Annotated in this window: 12 protein-coding genes; all 12 read right to left on the minus strand. The window is 43.0% G+C overall.

What is annotated here, in order from left to right:
- Positions 1–20: 20 nt before the first annotated feature.
- The gene (locus GC096_RS07450) at positions 21–5,366 is read right to left on the minus strand and encodes a carboxypeptidase regulatory-like domain-containing protein (RefSeq protein ID WP_171629602.1); all 5,346 of its coding nucleotides are present in this window, start codon (positions 5,364–5,366) and stop codon (positions 21–23) included.
- 171 nt (positions 5,367–5,537) lie between these two features.
- On the minus strand, positions 5,538–7,793 hold the full coding sequence (locus GC096_RS07455) for a right-handed parallel beta-helix repeat-containing protein (protein WP_216626056.1): 2,256 nt from the start codon (positions 7,791–7,793) through the stop codon (positions 5,538–5,540).
- Positions 7,794–8,363: 570 nt separating this feature from the next.
- On the minus strand, positions 8,364–10,514 hold the full coding sequence (locus tag GC096_RS07460; RefSeq protein WP_171629603.1) for an EAL domain-containing protein: 2,151 nt from the start codon (positions 10,512–10,514) through the stop codon (positions 8,364–8,366).
- Positions 10,515–10,530: 16 nt separating this feature from the next.
- Entirely contained in the window at positions 10,531–13,020 is a 2,490-nt protein-coding gene (locus GC096_RS07465; protein ID WP_171629604.1) for a chemotaxis protein CheA, read from the minus strand.
- Positions 13,013–13,456: a chemotaxis protein CheW gene (locus GC096_RS07470; protein ID WP_171629605.1), complete on the minus strand. Its 444-nt coding sequence runs from the start codon at positions 13,454–13,456 to the stop codon at positions 13,013–13,015. The genes GC096_RS07465 and GC096_RS07470 overlap by 8 nt, the downstream gene beginning before the upstream one ends.
- A gap of 16 nt (positions 13,457–13,472) precedes the next feature.
- Positions 13,473–15,047 carry a methyl-accepting chemotaxis protein gene (locus GC096_RS07475; RefSeq protein ID WP_171629606.1) on the minus strand — a complete coding sequence of 525 codons (1,575 nt, stop codon included), beginning with the start codon at positions 15,045–15,047 and terminating at the stop codon, positions 13,473–13,475.
- Between the two features lie 20 nt (positions 15,048–15,067).
- The gene (locus GC096_RS07480) at positions 15,068–15,472 is read right to left on the minus strand and encodes a hypothetical protein (protein WP_171629607.1); all 405 of its coding nucleotides are present in this window, start codon (positions 15,470–15,472) and stop codon (positions 15,068–15,070) included.
- A gap of 334 nt (positions 15,473–15,806) precedes the next feature.
- Positions 15,807–16,163, minus strand: a complete 357-nt coding sequence (locus GC096_RS07485) for a response regulator (RefSeq protein WP_056615144.1) — start codon at positions 16,161–16,163, stop codon at positions 15,807–15,809.
- Positions 16,164–16,181: 18 nt separating this feature from the next.
- Positions 16,182–16,628 (minus strand): chemotaxis protein CheX, encoded by a 447-nt coding sequence (locus GC096_RS07490; RefSeq protein WP_171629608.1) that lies wholly within the window; start codon positions 16,626–16,628, stop codon positions 16,182–16,184.
- Positions 16,629–16,798: 170 nt separating this feature from the next.
- Entirely contained in the window at positions 16,799–17,566 is a 768-nt protein-coding gene (locus GC096_RS07495; RefSeq protein ID WP_171629609.1) for a sugar phosphate isomerase/epimerase family protein, read from the minus strand.
- 141 nt (positions 17,567–17,707) lie between these two features.
- Positions 17,708–17,917: an alpha/beta-type small acid-soluble spore protein gene (locus tag GC096_RS07500; RefSeq protein WP_056615159.1), complete on the minus strand. Its 210-nt coding sequence runs from the start codon at positions 17,915–17,917 to the stop codon at positions 17,708–17,710.
- 71 nt (positions 17,918–17,988) lie between these two features.
- Complete coding sequence (locus GC096_RS07505; protein WP_171629610.1) at positions 17,989–19,743, minus strand: sensor histidine kinase; 1,755 nt, start codon at positions 19,741–19,743, stop codon at positions 17,989–17,991.
- Positions 19,744–19,805: the final 62 nt, after the last annotated feature.

Here is a 19,805-nt window from a genome sequence, read left to right on the forward strand (position 1 = left end):
TGGGTCTTGCCTTAATACGATTACTTATTCACTACAATCCGATGAATCAGAACCGCCGCCTGTGCGCGGGAGAGCTCCTGCTTCGGATGAATGCCTGTTTCATCGCCTTGAACAAAGCCTTCGGCGGTAAGGGCTGCAATGCTGCCTTTGGCGTAGTCAGAAATGTCGGAAGCATCTGTATAGTCTAGTTTTACCTCTATTGAACTTGGACGACTAGGAAGCTGCTTACTTACTTGAAGCGCTCTTGCGGTCAGTACCATCGTATCCTCACGCGTGATCTGTTTCATCGGTTCAAACAAGTTATTTCCTGTCCCCGTTGTAATACCATATGCCTTGGCATTGGTGAGCGCATTGAAATAATAATCATGGCTGGCTACATCCGTGAAGGCATCCGTTGTACGCGTTGCAAGATCCAATGCTCGCATTAATAGAACAATGAAATCTGCTCGTGTAATGCTGTTTTGTGGGTCGAACTCGTGTATATTCCTGCCTTCAATAACTCCCTTGGCTGCAAGTGTTTCAATCGACGCTTGTGCCCATTTCACAGAAGCTAGATCCATGAAAGTCGGACTCTTATACATAATTGCATACTGGCTAAAATGTTTAGTTGTAAAGATGACTTGACCTGACTGTACGTCATAATGCCCATTCGGTACAGGAATCATCTGTCCTTGTGGATTGACATAAAAAACGGCGATGTGATCCGGATTCTGCTTTTCTTCTTGTGAAGGCAAATAAGGAATCTGAATAGTAACTGGTGCTTCTGGATTATGCCAAGCAATGGACTCTCCATTGGCTAGAAGCTGTATGTCGTAAACAGGATGATTATCAATCGAGTTAGCTTTCTTTAAGCGAATTTCCACCATATCACCTAGATTGCCCAGACCATTCAGCATTTGATCAGATATCACAATAGTACCTAACTCCGATTGAAGTTTAAGTTCAAATGCATGCTCCTTCGCCTTCAACAGCTCTGCTGGGAGCAGCAGGCCAACTTGATCTAAGGATGAGTTGTTGGGTTTCAAGTTAACAACGATTACTTTTTTGCCATTGGAATCATCTTGTGTGGATTGAATAGCGCTTTCTAAGTTAGCCTTAGTAATCGTTGCAGTCCCTTGGTCGTTCGACTCTAGCAAAAATGGGGACGGGTCTTTCGTCGTATTCGTTCCCGTGTCTGGCTTCGTAACCGGATCAGGATCTGGTGATGGATCTGTGGTTGGATCTGGATCTGGTCTCGGATCAGGATCTACAATCACTACTCGTTTGATCTCAAGCGCATGTTCTGAAGCCGTCGCTTGAAATAGATCTCCCCGCCCATTCGTTACATCTGATCTCGTTAATCGGATGACTGTTTCACCTGCGGGAGCTAAGTCTTTTACCTTCCAATTTACAACGAAGAGATCGGTATCTGGCGGGATAGCTTGATTGACATCCGCCATCAACACTTTCATCGTAAGTGATCCCTCAGCTGTTTGATCACTCTGAATAATTTGCAATTGCGATGAGCTTGGAAGTGTAGATATCCACTGCAGCTTTGTTGAATCAAAGCCCACGATGAGGTCAACCGAATACACGGCCGAGTACACACTGCTCGACACATTGTTAATTTGGAATGTAGATTGCATCGATTGGCCTGGTGTCGCTTCTGCGACGCCTGTTAAAGATGCTATGGCTCCATGTGCTTGCAAGAACAATGGGTTCACTGACGTAGTCTGTCCAACCGTCACCGTGACATTACCCATCGTAGCTTCGTCATAGCCTGCTTTTTGTGCTGTGACCGTAAATTCTGTATCAGGCATCACGTCAGAGAAGGTAAATGTACCAGTCGCATCTGTTATCGTAGTTCTTGAGTCGCCAAGTTTCGTAAGCGTTACATGAGCACCAAATACATTATGGTTACTTTGATCCTTGACTGTTCCTGATATTTGACCATAAGGACTATTGGCCCTGTGAACGCCAATCTCATACGTTTCGTTTGCAGTTCCATCTGGTGAAACTACGTAAACGACAATGAGATTTTGTCCTTCCACTAAAGGAATTGCTTCTGAAGTTGCACCATTTAACACCGTTTTTCCATTGATCGTGATATCCGCTTGGCTGTTGCCTGCAGTCGGAACCAGTGTGAGGTCATGAATGTAATAGGGTACATTGATTTGATATAGCGTTATGCTTGGATCAAAATCAGGTGATAATGTACCACCATTCACAAGTAGTCCTTGTAAAGATGCATCTACCTGAGCAGAGATCCGATGAATCGAAACGGTATAGGTTGCCGTTGTCAGATTATCTTCTGCTGTTACAACAACGGGAATGTCCGTGTCATCTCCAGTTAAAGCAATGGAATCAGAACTATTACCACTTCCAACAGGTACACCGTTTACAAGAATTGATTTTACATTAGGACTGCTAGCTACAGGTGTCAGATTCACCTGCTCCACGTTACTCGGTACTTGTATCGCGTAATGTGTTTCATCCAGACGTGTTAAGGTTCCTGCATCACTTGATAACTCTGCAAGTGTTGCGTCTGACTTCGAGTAACCAATCCCTTGCGTGATTCGGACATTATCGATATACACACTGCCATAATTGGTGCTGTTCGCATAAAAATCAATTTTCTTAATATCCGCCATAGCGATTCGGTATGGGGCACGATCTACTATTTTAATACCATCGATGTATAGATCGAAACTCTGTGCAGCCATGTCGATCACCATACGCGTGTTATACCATTGGCCTACAACATACTTCATAAAATCAGTCGTCGTTGTACCCTTATATCCCTTTATTGTGCCTTTATCAAAAGCAAAGCTAATGCCAGGGTTCGTTAGATTCGTACTGCCATACACATAGGGCAAGCTAATCCAGTTATTCCCGCTAACATACGTGTCTTTTCGTTTCAAATCGGCTTCAATGGTGACAATCCCTGTTAGTGGTGTAGCAAAAGTCTGAGACAAACTGGTGCTTCCAGAGTTGCTGCTTCTCGTTAAGAGGACACTTTTATCTGACACACCAGGGACCTCAGCGACCTCAACACTCCCGCCACTTGCGCTGACAGTCAAATTATTTCCCGAGCTCAATGTTCCTGTCGAAAGATTATTAAATGTATGATTGTACAGCACTTGCGGTTGTTTGCTCGATAGCAACACTTTGCCAATATCCGTGAGACTCTCCGGTGTAATACTGACATTACCTTTGGAAACCGTAAAGTAACCTGCTTTCGAGAGCACAATTGTGTAATTCTCGCCGATCGGCACCTGACCTAATTGCAAAATGCCTGTATGATCGGTTGTTCCGCTTGCAATTTCCTCACCTTCATACATGACTTTGGCAGAAACTCCCTCAAGCGCGGACATCTTCTCATCCAAAATGGTTCCGCGTAGAATGCCATAAGGACTTGTGGACGTAATGACAATATCCAATGTCGTCATATTCGGTGGTTGAATCGCGATTGTCGTCGTCGTCGTCGTATAACCCGTTTTTTCAGTTTTAAGCTCTACCCCCGAAGCTAACGGTACATCCGCAATCACGAACGAGCCTTTCGCATCACTGGTTGCCGTATAACTCACCGTATTAACAACCATGGATATCTTCGCTCCAGCAACTGCTTTGCCAGAACCATCCTTTACTTTTCCGTTCACTGATTCAGTTGTGCTGCCTGCTTCTGTGTAATATTCAAAAGCCCCGATATCCGGGAGCCCGTTATACAGCGTCTTACCCGCATAGTCTTTCGAACCGTTATTCGGCATCGCTATTCCGGCATTGATCATCGCTGAACCTGACTTTGAACGGAAACCTAGCGCTGAATCTAACCTAGGTCCTGTTTCAATTGTTCCAGAGGGGCCACTCACCGTGCTTACAAATTTAGGATCTACTTGTAGGGCCTTGGTATCACTAGTAGGAATCATTAATCCGGTACCATAATAATTGTTATTCTCGTAGAACGTTGTTCCACTAGTCGTAATCGTTGCTCCTGCACGTGTCGTGTACAGATTATTATTCCGAATGTTGTAGGTTGCGTCTAAGGATGTGCCATAGCCGTAGATCAAATAATTACTTTTATCATTATAAATGGTGTTGTTGTACACCTCAGCTATCGCCTTCTTATCCGAATGCAGATATATGGGGTATCTGGTGTTGCTTTTAATCACATTGTTACGAATCACGGTATCGCCGAATGAAAATTGGCAGATTAGAATGCCATCTCCATTATCATGAATATAATTATATTGAATGAGTATTTTTGTTGTCGCTTTATCCGGATCAATCCCATTGGAATCGGCTCCGCCCGCTTTTTGCGTTGTCTCATAAACCTCATTGTGCTGCACGACGATATCATCTGCATAGTACATTTCAATCCCTGAGGTTCCTGCCTTATAGACGACATTATTTTCAACAAGTCCGCCTCTGATATCAGTCAAATACATCGCATTACAGCCATATGCCGTATCTTTTTGCGTTATATAATTGTCTCTAATAATAATATTGGTATGCGGTGTGAATTTCGGATCGGTCCCATTGGCTCGCTCGCCCCAGCCCGTCGATACGGCAATGGTATTCCCATCCGCATCCTTCCCATCCCCTGTGTATTGCTTAAATGTAATACCCGCGAAAGAAGTATTCGTAATTGTGGATTGTTCCACAATGACATCATTAATAACTGTCGCTTGACTAGGGGGACTAAATATATTTGGCACAGTTGTGTCGAATACGATGCCTCCTGTTTTTTTGGAACCGTCCCAGCCAGTCTTAAAACGGATGCCTGGCTGTGGTGGAACTGGCTGTGTACCGCTAATCCAGTTGATTTGCCCTGTTACATCATGAACATCGACAGCTACGATACGGAAATAATCCAAGGTTGTACTATTATCACCAGAGATATGAATCCCCCTGTAATCACCAAGGTTCTCTCCTGGTGTTGCCGTTGCTGGCTTAGCATTGGATACGTCTACATGATGAATCTCCCAATACTCCTGATTGAATAAACGAACCGCATCTTGTACCAAGCCTTTCCCTTGTATGGCAGGCTTACTCCCGCTGCCATATTGATCAATGATAATCGGCATGCCTGGGCTGCCTGAGCCCTTGGGCCATAACTGACCTTCCCAAACTTCACCTGATTTGAGCAAAATCTGATCCCCAGGTTGAAAAGTGGTAGCATTTACTTTTTCTAGCGTTTTCCAAGCTGTGCCTTCACTTGTACCTGTATGCGAATCATTACCTCCTGTCGCATCTACATAGTAGATCATCCCCGTGACGGGTGACGCCTGAACACGAGATACCGGAAGCAGAGAACTTACAATTCCAAACACGAGTACAATGGCGAGGATCAAGGATGACCATTTCAAACTTTTGGGCTGAAGCAACATGTGTGACCTCCTCTTAATTTCGATATGCCATATTATAAGATCGATTTTCCCATCAATACCAGTAGGTAAATGAACGATTCTCTTTCACTATTCCAATCATTCGGGTTCACTTCGCACAAAAAATCCCAAATCACCGTCTCCGGCAATTCGGGATTTCAACAATCGTAATCGTTATGGCGTATATACCCTTACATTGTCTACATTCGTTGTGCCCGTTTGTGAGTTATCCGCATAGAATTCGATCTTTGACACATTCGCTACTGCTGCTCTCATTGTCGCTTGGGATAGCTTCAACGTGCCATTAACATAGAAATCAAATTTATCGGTATTCGTATCTAGCACGACTTTGAAGTCATACCAGGTGTTCGCCGTGAAGGCTTGAATGGTCGTCCAAGTCCCATTCACATTAGCTTTGATATTCCCTGAATCCATCGCGATGGATTCAGCTACGACACCAGTACTGTCATAGAGGTAGGGCAAGCACCACCAAGAGTTTGTTTCACTCCGTTTAACTCTTGCCTCCATCGTAATTGTACCGCTTGTAGCTCCAAACGATTTGGACATAGAGGTTTTGGCCGATGCCGTCGGCTTGCTGAGCTGCACACTCTTATCGGCGGCACTTGGTATGGCTTGCACGGTAATCGCATTCGGACTTGTGCCGTTGGCAATGGTCCAACCTGTTGGGGCACTCCCCGTGGTCACGGCATCGAATGTATCATTTACCAAATAAGTAGGTCCCGTACTGCCTCCCGTAACCTGCGTTTCATCTGCACCAATATCTGCTGAGCCTGTGTATAATGTATCTCCCCAGAAATCAAGCCCGCCATTAGACGCAATCGTAACCCCTTGATTAATAATCGGAGAGCTCGTTTGAAGCTTATAGCCGCCTAATGTGCTCATAGCAGGTCCGCTCGCTTCTGTTCCTGTACCGCCAGTTCCTGGACTCACTAATTTCGGGTCGCCAGTTTTCGGATTCGCATCTCCAGAGGGAACCGTAAGCCCAGTCCCATAGTAACTATTCGTATGATAAGCAATACCTCCGCCAGTTGTTAGCACCGCTGAACTCTGTGTCGAATCCAGAATATTATTTCTTATCTGATAGCTAGCATTAATATAGGACCCGTAACCATAAATCAAATACGTGCTATTCGTATTGTAGATCGTATTATTATATATTTGCGAGGTCGCAGCCGAATCAGAATGGAGATAAATTTGATATCTCGAATTACCTGTAATCACATTGTATCGGATGATGGAGTCGCCAAAGCTGAATTGACACAGCAGGATCCCATCTCCATTGCCATGAACATAGTTGTATTGGACGACCTGTTTCGTCGTACCTTTATCCGTGTCGATGCCGTTAAAGTCAGCGCCACCGGCTTTTTTCACCACACCATACGTCTCATTCTTCTGTATAACTACATCGTCTGCATAGTAAGTTTCAATCCCCGAAGTGCCCGCAGCCGCAACGACATTACTCTCAATCAACCCTCCTTTAACGTCTGTCATATAAATACCATTACAACCATAGATCGTGTTAGCTTGGCTAATGAAGTTATTCTTAATCGTAATATTCGTAAAAGGAACCCAATTCGTATCCGAAGCCGAGCTCCGAACACCCCAACCTACCGAAACGGAGGCATTGCCATTGTTATCTTTTCCATCCCCGGTATATTGCTTGAAAATAATCCCCCCAAAAGAAGTGTCCTTAATGGAACTATTGGAAATGACCACATCGTTAAATTTACTCTTCACTGTTGCTGCCGCCGGCGCTAGCACGTTCGTTGACATATCGAACACAATGCCGCCAGTTCGCTTGGAACGATCCCACCCTGTCTGGAAAGTGATACCTGTTGCATTATCGGCCACATCGCCGCCAATCCATTTGACTTCACCACTTACATCATGCACATTGAGCCCATCTAAACGGAAGTAATTGAGCGTTCCAATATCTGCTCCTGTAATATGTACACCTCGAAGATCACCTACGGAACCCGTTGTTTGGTTACTAATATCTAGATTGTGAATTTCCCAATATTGCTGATTGTACAAATAGACGGTAGCCTTCACCGCACCTTGGCCCTGAAACTTTGGTTTGGCTCCTGTGCCATATTGATCAATGATGATGGGGTTCCCTGATGTACCCGAGCCTTTCGGATATAACTGACCCACCCAGGTATTCCCGGCCTCAAATAAAATGCGATCGCCAGGCTGGAACGTTGTGCTATTCACTTTCGTTAATGTTTTCCACGCCGTTGCCGTACTTGTGCCATTGTTTGAATCACTGCCGTTGCCAGCGTCGACATAGTAAGTTGTATTTGCAGCAAATACGGTTGCCGGTACAAGCATTATCAATAATGAGAACATCATCATAATGGTTACGACGAATGCACTTAACCTTTTACCCTTTTTCATAAATAATCCCATGATCCTATCCTCCTCCTAATTGTAAGCGCTTAACTTTTTTGCGGAAATAAAACGACTTACTTGCATGTGTACTCCATAACGATCCAACTTCCTGCTCATCCCTCCCTTTGTCTCAACAGCCTGGCATCTCGCTAGGATATTTACTCATGTTGTATGTGCCCGCCCATTCAATTTTGAGTTCAGTATAATTCACAATTAGGGGGAGAACATAGGGGAGGATTGAACAAATTTCTTTCATTTTATTAGGAAATAAATGGATAAGATACAGTTGTTTTCTCCTGAAATCTTGAATAATTTCATTTAACTGTAAAATATACATGTAATTCGAATAGAATACTTCGAAACCACTCAAATACTGAGAATTAGCTGTACATTTTCCATTAAAACTTAAAAATTAAGCTAATAACTCAAATATAGATGGAGTTTTCCCAGTTATTTGGTTGCCCACACCCCTTGCGGCACCTGCCAGAAGCTATATCGAAAAAAAAGCGAATGCCAATAGGCATCGTTAACAGAATTTCAACTATTTGTATAGGTATAACTCCATTCAAGCTACCTGCTTCCGAAAGGTCATCTTCCAAACCCACCAAAAATCTCAGGCACTTCGCTTGCCTCAACAGGCCGGCCAAATAAGTATCCTTGTACCGTATCGCAATGAAAGTCTTGCAGCAGGCGTAAATCTTCCTCATTCTCTACCCCTTCTGCAATGACATTAATCTTCAGATTGCGAGCTAAGGTGATGATCGTGTTGACGATGGCTGCATGTGTCGGGTTCACTGATATATCTTTCACGAAAGATTGGTCGATCTTCAGATGATGGATCGGAAATTCTTTCAAGTAACTCAATGAGCTGTAGCCTGTCCCAAAGTCATCCATGGCGATCTGCAAACCCATATTCTTAAAACTATTTAATGTCGCTAGAGCGACTTGAACATCCATCGTCATACTTTCTGTAATCTCCAACTCCAAGTACTGAGGCTCGAGCCCTGTATCTTGTAGGATATTGGAAATTTGCTCACAAAGTGATCTATCGTAGAACTGCTTCGATGATAAATTCACAGCTATGGACACCTTCGGTAATCCTAACCTCTGCCAGTGCTTATTCTGAGCACAAGCCTCCTCAATCACCCATTTGCCAATGGGATAAATAAGACCTGTTTCTTCCGCAATCGGAATAAATTCTAACGGTGAAACCCGCCCAAGCTGAGGGCTATCCCAACGGATTAAACTTTCAAAGCCGACGATCTTATTTTCTATCACGTTGACCTGCGGTTGGTACATCAGGATAAACTCGTTCTTCTCCAGCGCTTTACGCAAATGCTTCTCCAGCGTCATACGCCTCTCGATTTTGGCATAGATGTGCGGGCTGAAATACTGAACCTGATTTCCGCCAAGCTCCTTCGCGTAATCCATCGCGATATCGGCGAAACGAACGAGCGTTTCAGGATCTTGGTCATCCTCTGGAAACTGACTAATCCCGATGGACGGCGAAATGTAAATTTCATGCTCCTGAATCCGAATCGGTTGATTGATACTTTGAACAATGTTCTGTGTATAGACATCCAGCTCATCCTTCGATTTATGCTTCACGAGCCCGATAAATTCATCACTGCCCACTCGAAAAACATGCAAATTATGAGTCAGAAAGCTATTCTTCAACCTCCGGGCGATGACCTGAAGAATACGATCACCAACCTCATGCCCTAACGATTCATTGGCCAACTTGAACTGGTCTAGATTCACGAATACAACGGCGAAGCGCTCCTTCTGTACAATGGCATCTTCAATCCATTTCGTTAATACCTGTCGATTGGGAAGGCCTGTTAAGGGATCATGATGGATCAAATACCGGATTCGCTCTTCCATACTCCGTGACTCCGTAATATCGACAGTTAATGAGATAATCTCGCGAATGACGCCATTATTTTTGATCGGTCGAAGCACCGTTAAGAAATAATAGCCATGCCATTCCGTCTCGAAGTCAACAACCGCTCCCATCGACCAGGCCCATTCATAGTATTGCAGCATGTGATCTGCCATATATTTGGGGAAGATCGTGTGGATATCCTTACCTATCGCTTGTGCCTCTTTGATCCCCAGTCGATCGAACAAGGAACCCTGCCATGTGGTGTAGATAAATTCATCCTGCTCTTTGCGAAATTTCTTTAAGAGTCCGTTTTGCTGCCTAATCTTCTGATGGAGCTCATCTTGAAATTGAAGCAGATCCTCTTCCATTTTAAGTAGAAAAGTAAGCATTTCGATATGGCTTTTGACGGATAGCTCTTTCCCGAGCATGTTGGTCTCATTACGTAGGAATAACTTTTTTCTCATGGCTGTTTTGCACCTTAACAGAAATTCCTCTTCCGTCAGGGCATTACGTGTTTTCTGAAAAAGAGTTTCCTTCTGAAAAAAATCCATCGCGCCGTACTCCAGAGCTTTCATCGCTGCGTTCGAGCCTTCTTCCGTGTAGCTGCTCAGCATGATAACCGGTACCGGATGAAATGTCATAATTTGATTCAAAGCCGTTAAACCATCCATTTCCGGCATCTCGATGTCGAGTGTGACCAGATCTGGCTGTAGTTCTACGATTTTGTCCAAAGCATCAGCACCATTAACCGCGAATCCCACTACCGTAAATTGTGGATCTTGATCAAAGAGTTTGGCAATCATATTACGCATTACGATGGAGTCGTCGACAATTAAGACACGGAATGTTCTCATACTTGTCACCTAATTCTTAAGTATTCGTCTTCAACTGCGAGAGGAGCTGCTCTCGATCGAAAACTTGGATAAGCCGATCCTCTTTCTTATAAATACTCCGAATCGTAGAAAGCGAGGCTTTGCTTTGAACAATCTCTTCATGGGTATCGTGCTCAAACACAGTTACAATTTCGGTTACGGAATCCACAGCAATACCAATGGATTGTTCCCCATCCCGCACAATGAGAACACGAGATTTCGCGGAACTGGATGGTGTAGACAATCCCATACTGCTACGCAAGTCATAAACCATCAGCAATTCTTCTCTAATAGTCAAGATGCCCAGCACATGTGGGCCAGCCCCAGCAATCTTCGTCAAAGATGGCATCGCCAATATTTCTTGCACATGTTCAAGATGGAAGCCGTACCATTCCGCATCGAAATGAACAGTGACCAACTCTCGCTTTGTGTTATGTTTGCCTTTATTTACTCGATCCTTCATGCCGAAACGAACATGTCCAGAAGATGATTTCTGCATCATCGCGTTCACATCTAGAATGAGAGCAACCAATCCATCTCCAAGAATAGTCGTTCCAGCAATATACGGAATGTGACCGACGATATCATCTAAAGATTTAATAACGATTTCTTGGTTGGCAATTAATTGATCCACGACCAGACAAATCCGTTTCTCTGCCATCCCGATCATAAGTATCGACCTCTTGGTCTTAGATGCCTCTTCGTTCACGCTGCTCTCTGGTGAAAGCAAGGTATTCAACCTCAGTAAAGGCAGGATTTCACCTCGTACATGGCAAATTTCTTGACCATGAAGCAGTTGAATCTCTTGTTCATTGTACCTGAAGATTTCAATAATGTTCGAAAGAGGTACGGCGATCGTCCGCTGCGCTTGACGGACAAGAAGTGAGCGAATAATAGCCAAAGTTAAAGGCAATTTCAAAGTAATCGTGGTTCCTTTGCCAATTGCCGTCTCGATATCAATCAGCCCATTCAACTTCTCAATATGCGAACGAACAATATCCATCCCAACGCCTCTGCCTGACAACTCTGTGACTTGCTCTGCCGTGGACATACCAGAGTGGAAGATGAGCTTAATGATTTCCTTCTCTGTCATAAGCTGCGATTCTTCTTCTGAAATAAACCCCTTATCCACTGCTTTCTTGCGGATACGTTCTGGATCAATGCCACGGCCGTCATCTGTGACCGTAATCACGATCGAGTTCTCTTCATGTGCAGCCTTCATCCGGATATGCCCTTTTCTTGGCTTCCCTGCTGCTTCCCGCTGGTCAGGTGTTTCCAACCCGTGATCTGCCGCATTGCGGAGGATATGTATCAGCGGATCGCTGATTTCTTCAATCAACGTGCGATCCAGCTCCGTTTCTTTCCCTTCGATCGTCAAGGCAATCTCTTTATTGGCTGTTTGAGACAAATCTCTAATTAAGCGAGGAAATCTGCTAAAAAGCTGCTCGATGGGGATCATCCGCGTCTTCATCATGCCATCACGCATATTGCTAACGATTTTGCCTAAATGGTGGGTAATATCTTCGAGTAAATGAATATCAGCATCTTGTTTATACTTGTCTTGCAACCGCTTCTTAACTTCAACAAGCCGTGTATTATCAATCAGCAATTCGCCAACCAAATTAATTAAGTGCTCTAAACGCTGAACATCCACACGAACGGTATGGGAAACTGCAGCGGCTTCTTTCACAACGGCTGGTGCTGGTTTAGCTGGTTTATGCTCAGCATCTGGTGTCGAAGTCGATGACCGCGCAGATTCGTGTCCTTGATCCTCGGGCTGAGCTTGAAAGGGTCCAACAATCACTTCTGACAATTGCGAAATGCGATTGATTCTCTCTTGGATCTCCTTACAATCTTGGTTCGTTGAGATAAGAAAATGGATGGGAGCCTCAAGGTCTTCATCTGCACTCGACGCATTGAAGTGCGGCTGTGTCGATAACACATCGCCCATTTCCTGAAGCTCACGAAGCACGAGTACGGCACGGACTGCTTTCATCACAGTGCCTGGTTCAATTAAGATGCGTATAGACAGAAGTTCAGGCTCCGCTGTGACGGATTGTACAGGCACAAGTGCTGGTGCTGGTTCCATAGGTATGGAATCCCCATGAGATAGCTGCTCAAGAACGGCAATGAGATGCTCCACCGCTTGCTCTTCATAATTCCCTTTCAAGAAGAGCTCTCTTTGCTGCTTCATGTAATCAATACTTTGGAACAACACATTCATTAGTTCTGTGTTCACTTGAATCCGATTATTGCGGAGATGATCAAAAATATTTTCCAGTTTATGCATCATTTCTTTCAGCTTATCAAACCCCATAGCAGCGGCTGAGCCTTTGAGCGTATGAGCGATCCGAAATATGGTTTGAATCGTTTCCGGCTTACTGCCATTCTCCTCAAGTTCCAATAGACTTTTATCCAAGAGAAGAAGCTGTTCACTCAATTCATCCAGAAAGACACCCATATAGACTTCCATCTGAAAATCACTCATTGCCCCGTACCTCCTGGAGAAACAGCTCGCCGATATCTAATATCCCAACAAAACTGCCATCAATTTCACCGATAGCTTGTAAGTATATGCTGCCTTGTTGACCAAATTCCTCTGAAACAGGCTTGACTTCCGTAAATCCGATCACTCTGCTCACACAATCCACCACAAGCCCTAGTGTTTTACCAGCTAGATGAACAATCATGATGCGTGTATGCTTCGTATCCATGACAGGTTTAATTTGCAGCATGGAGCGCAAACAATAGATGGGGATAATAATGCCGCGTAAATTGATGACACCACGCAAATTTTTCTTATTTCCTGGCAAAACCGTAATCTCATGCATCTTGATGATTTCTTGAATATACGCGATAGAGAAGGCATAGTGCTCTTGCCCAATCTGACCTTCAACATATAAAGGAGTGACCGTCGTTGTCATGTGCAACCCTGCCCTCTCACACTTTGAAATTTGAAACGGATTGATTCAAATCATCTGCTAAAGAAGCTAACGATTGGGAAGAGCTTGCCGTTTCCTCGGCAGCAGCCGCAGACTCCTGGCTAACGGAGGCAATGTTTTGAATGAAGCTAAGCACTTCTTCTGATTGAGCGGATTGCTGCTCGCTAGCGGCAGCGATTTCTGTCACTTGCTGTGCCGTATTCGCGACCATCCGAACGATATTATCAAACTGGATTCCTGTGCGTTCCGATAGATCGGCTGCTTCTGAAACTGCTTTGACACTCAAATCCGTATTGTTTTGCATCCCTTTAATAATAATAGCAATTTGTTTCGTTGCTTCACCGCTGCGTTCAGCTAATTTTCTAACCTCTTCCGCAACAACCGCGAAGCCTCTGCCCTGCTCTCCTGCTCTTGCCGCTTCGATTGCAGCGTTAAGTGCTAACAAATTCGTTTGGTCGGCAATATCATCAATGACCTCAATAATTTGGCCAATCTTCTGTGCATCTTGCTCGAGCAAAGACATCTGCTTCGATACATTCCCCATAGAAGTAATAGAAGCTTGTACCGCGATTCCACCTTCTTTGGCACCGTTTCTTGTTTGTTCAGACAGTTCAGCAACCACCTCGGCATTTTGGGCAACAGAGTCGATGGCAAGTGAAAGTTCTTTAAACAAGCTATTTACGGTTTGCGTGGATTCCGCTTGATGCATGCTTCCTTTAGCGATTTGCTCCGTTGTCGCAGAAATTTCTTCTGCAGCAGCTGCAACATTTTGGGAAGAAGATACTGTTTTACTGATGAGCATTCGGAGATTTTCTAACATATCATTAAAGGCCTCGGCCAATGCGCCAAGCTCGTCCTTCGTTTTCGAAGTTGCTTTCTCTCTCAAGTCGCCTTCAGATGCTTTCGTGACGACGGATAGAAGGGATTGAACGGTTTTCGAGATACTGCCAGACATATATAGCGCTACACTAATCCCCATCAAGATTGCGAATGCACCAAGTATGATAATGGTCAGTGTGCCTGATTGATTCTCGGATACAGCTGTATCCACTTCTGCTTTGGCGCCTACCTCATTATAGTGGATCCACTTTTCGAATAAATCCGTTGTTTGTGTACGAGCTGGTCTTACTTGCGTGATCGCATCATAGGCCAACTTATCTTCATTCTTGCTTGCTAGCCCAATAATCGTATCCGCTTGGTTCATATAAGTTGTCATTGAAGCCAATATTTCCTCATAAATTTTCGTTTCTTCCCCTGTGTTTACTAATTCCGCATATGCTTTCATTTCTTTTAAAGCATTTTCTTTGTTTTGTATGATGTTGGTCTGAGCACTAGCGATTTTATCGGGATCCGTTTCAAGAATGATTTGATGAAATGCCACTCTGACTTCAAAGAAATCAGTTTTAATTTGATCAATCTTGAGAATACTAGGTAGCCAATTTCCCTGAACATTTACTGCTGATTTTTGAATGGCATTCATACTCATAATAGCCACTAGCCCAACTGTAAATGTGAGTACGAGTACAAGGATAAATCCTGCTAATAATTTCATTCTAATCGTTGCCTTCATCATTAAATCCCCCTAAGTATTGGTTACATGTTTTTTAATTGAATCGCTGAGAACACAAGATCAATGATTTCCCCACGTGCTTGATTTAAAAAACCTAATGATGTTTGTTGTAAATTTTCAATCGAGATACAAGATGTTAAAAGAATCTTATCCGTGAAATAATACATAGAAAGTTCGTAGGAAGAAGATACACTCTTAACAACTTCACTTATATTCGTGTTCTTGTATTTCTCAGGAAGTTCAATCGCATACATTAAGTACAATGGTTCATCTGGCATTTGTGTCATCTGAAAAAAATCTTTATACATATTCGTCGTAAACGCTTTCCATCGAAATCCAAATTGATAAAATGGCTCCTCCTCCCAATTCGGCTCGAATTGTGATATTAATTCGAGAAATTGCTCGCGGTAGTAGTGGATTAGATTCATTGTTGTAGTCCCTCGCAATTCCATAACAAAATTTGTTATTTCTCAATATCCTAATCTTACCGATGAATTGTTGTGAAACTTCTATTTCGGATTTTAGCTAAACATGTTTTTTACTAATAATTAGCTAATGATTGTCAGAATTTTAGGTTAAAGTGATTAGAAAAGTCCTAATTTGTAAGGATTTTATCATGAAATTAAGCCTTAAGACCTACGTACACCCTTGCAAATGCAAGACTTTTAACCCTGTCACATTGAATATCCACGTAAAAAGCGAACAAAAAAACGCCCCTCCTTCTGCTAAATTCAGCGAAGGATGAGCGTACTTCTTTATGTATTATATAGCTCTGCGTATGGCGTCCAAAACACGATCACCTTGAAATGGCTTAACGATGAAATCCTTAGCTCCAGCCTGAATCGCTTGTACGACCATGCCTTGCTGCCCCATGGCTGAGCACATCACAATTTTGGCATTCGCATCTTTTTTCCTAATTTCCTTAACCGCTTCTACGCCTTCCATCTCAGGCATCGTGATATCCATCGTTACGATATCCGGTTTAAGCTCCTGATACTTCTGGATAGCTACGAGTCCATTTTCCGCTTCACCAACAACATCATGTCCACCTTTCGTCAAAATATCCTTTAGCATCATACGCATGAAAGCTGCATCATCTACAATTAAAATTTTCGCCATGATCTCTCACTCCTCTTATTAAGACTCTTTCAATAAAACGACACGGATATCTCCAACTGTCTGAATGGAAATAGGCAGCATCAGCTTGTTAGCCTGATTGTCACAATGGTAATTCTCCTCCAACAAAGACGGCGGCGTAATATCCAATGCAACACCTTGTTCACCAAGGATCGTGGTGGTTCTGCCTGCAATAATGTTGGCAATTTCGCTCACACAGCTATCTAGCATTTCACCTTCCATGTACATCCCAAAAATCGCTTCGCTCATTCGACTAAATACGACACGCTGCCCATCTAAAATCATACAATACTCACTATTCGTGAAATTGATGGAGACGCCAATTTCATCCTTACGGATCGGTTCATTACTTATACTAACTTCGGTTTGATCTAATGATTGCGGTAGCATGTTGCCAATTGATACTCGGACGCTGTCCAGTAATAAATTTTGCAAGTTCTGAGTCATACTTCTCTCCCCTATTCAGTTGGTTGTAACCGGTTAACACTTCGTTCAATACACTCACTTTAGCCTATAATTGTTAGATAACTACAATCCTAATTGTTAAAGATGTATGTGAAAATGAAAAAAAACGGAGCCCGCTTATCGCGGTGCTCCGTTTTTTTACGTTTGAGACGCTAAGATAAATCATGTAATAATTGCTGGAATGCTGCGGCATCTGTTCTAAATTGTTCAACTGTGTCCCCCATAACAAACTCCATTAGCATGTAGCGGTCTTCACGGGTATCAATCTGTGCCAAGTATTGAGACCACTCGTGAATCCCCTCAGCAAATGGTCTGCGAATATCGCCTTTCCAATAATAAGCGTGAAGGTTTAACAGCTTCTTTCGCGCCGCTAATTCCTGTAGTCCTTCACAACGTTCTTTCACGGAAAGCTCCGGTGTTGGCTGCCACAAGCAATACAGATTGGCATGATCTGCCTCATCCAACAGCCGCATAGACGATTGATTCGTGTCCGTTAGTGTCCCTCTATGCCACTCAAGCGCAACTTTTATACCTTCTGCAGCAGCCATCTCAGCGATATGTGTAGCTTCTTTAGCAAGGCGTGCATAATAGTCAGAATCCGCTGCCGATGAGGGCAATGCTCCTGCCCAAATGCGAATGAGCGGGGCATGCAAAGCTTTCGCAGCAATCAAGCTCTCTCGAAAAACTTGCTCAGGTTGTTCGTTTGCAAGCAATCGAAAATAGGAACCATATGCGGCTACCTGCATGCCGGAATCAATTGTTCTTGTGTACAGATTGTGTGCTCCAACCTCATCCCCAGGCCCAACATGCGCATTCTCCGACCATTCAATTGCTTTCAGCCCACAATGGCTGCTTAATTCGAGTATTTCAATTGCTGATCTTTCACGAAATGTGACGGATACAATTCCAGGTAAAATCATAGTTGCTTCCTCTCACTTTAACATAGTCTCAAATTACATAATTCCCTAAACGATTGTATTTGTAAAGAAAAAAAAGACTCCAGTCACCCAAGTAGGAAGAGTGATTGCAGTCTTTTTAAACATGTACCTAAAACAAATCGTCTAGCGTTTGAAACCTTGCAGTTGTTGTTCAGCGATTTGTACTAGTCTCTTCGTGATTGTACCACCGATTGAACCTGCGTCGCGAGTAAGGAGATTTCCATTATAACCATTTGGTTGCAAGGCAATCCCTAATTCTTGTGCAACTTCATATTTCAATTGATTTAAAGCGGCTTTGGCCTGTGGAACTAGCAATGTGTTGTTGTTAGCCATTCGTAAATCACTCCTTCTTGTGGTGTAAACTTAGGATGTGGAGTGTAAGGAAATCTTATACATTCAAATATTTATTTTTCATGTTTTAATGGAATGACAATGGAGAACGTTACGCCAGTCTCTTGCGTTGTGAAATCAATACTTCCTTTATAGCGTTCAATTAACTGCTTAATAATATGAAGGCCAAGACCTTTATTGTTCTTTCCTTGTTTGGTCGAGAAGCCTGATTCAAATATTCTTGTGTGGATGTCAGGAGTAACAGGATTACAAGAATTCTGCACCTGAATCGTGAGTTGGTTAGCTTGAACAATGCCTTCCACATTGATTTTTCTTTCGTTGACAGGCAACTCGATCGTCGCGTCAAAGGCATTATCGATTAGATTGCTTAATATGCGGACTAAGTCCGTGGTTTTAATCGTCGTGAGTCGCAAATTTTCCATATTTTTAAAATCAACTTGCATGTCAATGTTATGCACTTCGGATTGTGCCAACTTCGCTTGGATAATTCCGCTTAATGCTGGAATATTAATTTCAACCGCTTTAATTTTGTTATCCATCATTTTCGCTTCTTGGATTAGAGGATCTATGTAGTCTTGCAGACTTTCATATTTCTTTAATTTAATCATCCAGGAGATGGTTGTAATATGGTTGATGATATCATGACGCTGTTCTTTGATCGACTGAACAATCGAATTAATATTCGCCAGATACACATCTTGAACTGTTTTCACAGCTCCTTCATTCTTCTTCCGCGTAACCGAATACAGAATGATAATAACAACGCAGACTAACAGTGTGACAATGCTCATGAATATAAAAACTTCACGAAACTGCTGATGTAATGTTTTTTCGATCTGTGTGTAATCGGTTGCAACCATAACCACTTTGGGTAAGTCATCACGCTTATACTTCAGATTGGTTGTGACCATCGGTGTAAAGCTTTTTAGAATGTTCGTTCCATTAATTACAACATTGTAAAACACCGTACTGTTCTTGGTCAGCGCTTCCTTTATTTTGCTCTCTTCAATGCCGTCCCTATACTTATAGCTGCCGTTTAATAAGAGTCGCTCTGAATACCAGCTAGCCCTATTATTTGGTGTTGGCGTTTTATCAAAAATCTTTTCCGGATTTAGGACGCCAATCTCAATTAAATTTCCTTTATTATTGTCAAGGAGCTCCTGGATACTAGCATCCACACCTACTTTTTGGCGATAATGTTCAAGGCTGCTGGATACGTCCAAATAGGGATTAATAATATAATTCGTCGTTCCGTCGTAATATTCTCCCCATTTCCTGATATTGGCATCATCCGTCGAAGCAGTATCAATCGGGCCACTCCAGAAATTTTCGAGGGTCAAGCCAGTACCTACATCTACACTTTTACGATCCGTTAACTGTAATTGCGCTGAATATACGATCCCCCACGTTTTCGAGCTTGCGTTGATTTCTTTGGGATCCGAGGATCTTACCCCAATGAAATCATCACCTCGTCTCTCGAATAATGTAATCCCTTTAATATTCAATTCCTTCGCCAAGGTAACCAGTTGTTCGTTCGTGACTTGGTGGAAATCAGGATGTAAGGACTTCTGAATAACAATCGAAGCGGTCCGTAGTTCATGACCCAACATTTCATCATAAGTTGCCTCTACTTCACTTTGCTTTCCAAGTTCCGCAGAAATCGTAGAAGTCACTAATTGTATTTTCTCTTTTTGATGATTATTTAGAAGCACCTTCGAATGTTGAAAATAAGTTAGATTCATACTTAATATGGCGATTAAGAAAATTAGTATTGTTTTTAATGGGAACTTGTCTACTGATGAAAACATGCTTACGACTCCCTCAACAGCATTTTGTATCCTTATTATAAAGCAAATATGTCGAATTTTGC

Origin of the sequence: Paenibacillus plantarum, from assembly GCF_013141695.1 — a bacterium.
Taxonomy (GTDB): domain Bacteria; phylum Bacillota; class Bacilli; order Paenibacillales; family NBRC-103111; genus Paenibacillus_E; species Paenibacillus_E plantarum.

What these genes read in the sequence shown, in the direction of transcription:
- GC096_RS07460 (WP_171629603.1), bottom strand. Translation starts at nt 10,514, where the DNA reads ATGAGAACATTCCGTGTCTTAATTGTCGACGACTCCATCGTAATGCGT.
- GC096_RS07450 (WP_171629602.1), bottom strand. Translation starts at nt 5,366, where the DNA reads ATGTTGCTTCAGCCCAAAAGTTTGAAATGGTCATCCTTGATCCTCGCC.
- GC096_RS07485 (WP_056615144.1), bottom strand. Translation starts at nt 16,163, where the DNA reads ATGGCGAAAATTTTAATTGTAGATGATGCAGCTTTCATGCGTATGATG.
- GC096_RS07465 (WP_171629604.1), bottom strand. Translation starts at nt 13,020, where the DNA reads ATGAGTGATTTTCAGATGGAAGTCTATATGGGTGTCTTTCTGGATGAA.
- GC096_RS07490 (WP_171629608.1), bottom strand. Translation starts at nt 16,628, where the DNA reads ATGACTCAGAACTTGCAAAATTTATTACTGGACAGCGTCCGAGTATCA.
- GC096_RS07470 (WP_171629605.1), bottom strand. Translation starts at nt 13,456, where the DNA reads ATGACAACGACGGTCACTCCTTTATATGTTGAAGGTCAGATTGGGCAA.
- GC096_RS07500 (WP_056615159.1), bottom strand. Translation starts at nt 17,917, where the DNA reads ATGGCTAACAACAACACATTGCTAGTTCCACAGGCCAAAGCCGCTTTA.
- GC096_RS07480 (WP_171629607.1), bottom strand. Translation starts at nt 15,472, where the DNA reads ATGAATCTAATCCACTACTACCGCGAGCAATTTCTCGAATTAATATCA.
- GC096_RS07475 (WP_171629606.1), bottom strand. Translation starts at nt 15,047, where the DNA reads ATGATGAAGGCAACGATTAGAATGAAATTATTAGCAGGATTTATCCTT.
- GC096_RS07455 (WP_216626056.1), bottom strand. Translation starts at nt 7,793, where the DNA reads ATGGGATTATTTATGAAAAAGGGTAAAAGGTTAAGTGCATTCGTCGTA.
- GC096_RS07495 (WP_171629609.1), bottom strand. Translation starts at nt 17,566, where the DNA reads ATGATTTTACCTGGAATTGTATCCGTCACATTTCGTGAAAGATCAGCA.
- GC096_RS07505 (WP_171629610.1), bottom strand. Translation starts at nt 19,743, where the DNA reads ATGTTTTCATCAGTAGACAAGTTCCCATTAAAAACAATACTAATTTTC.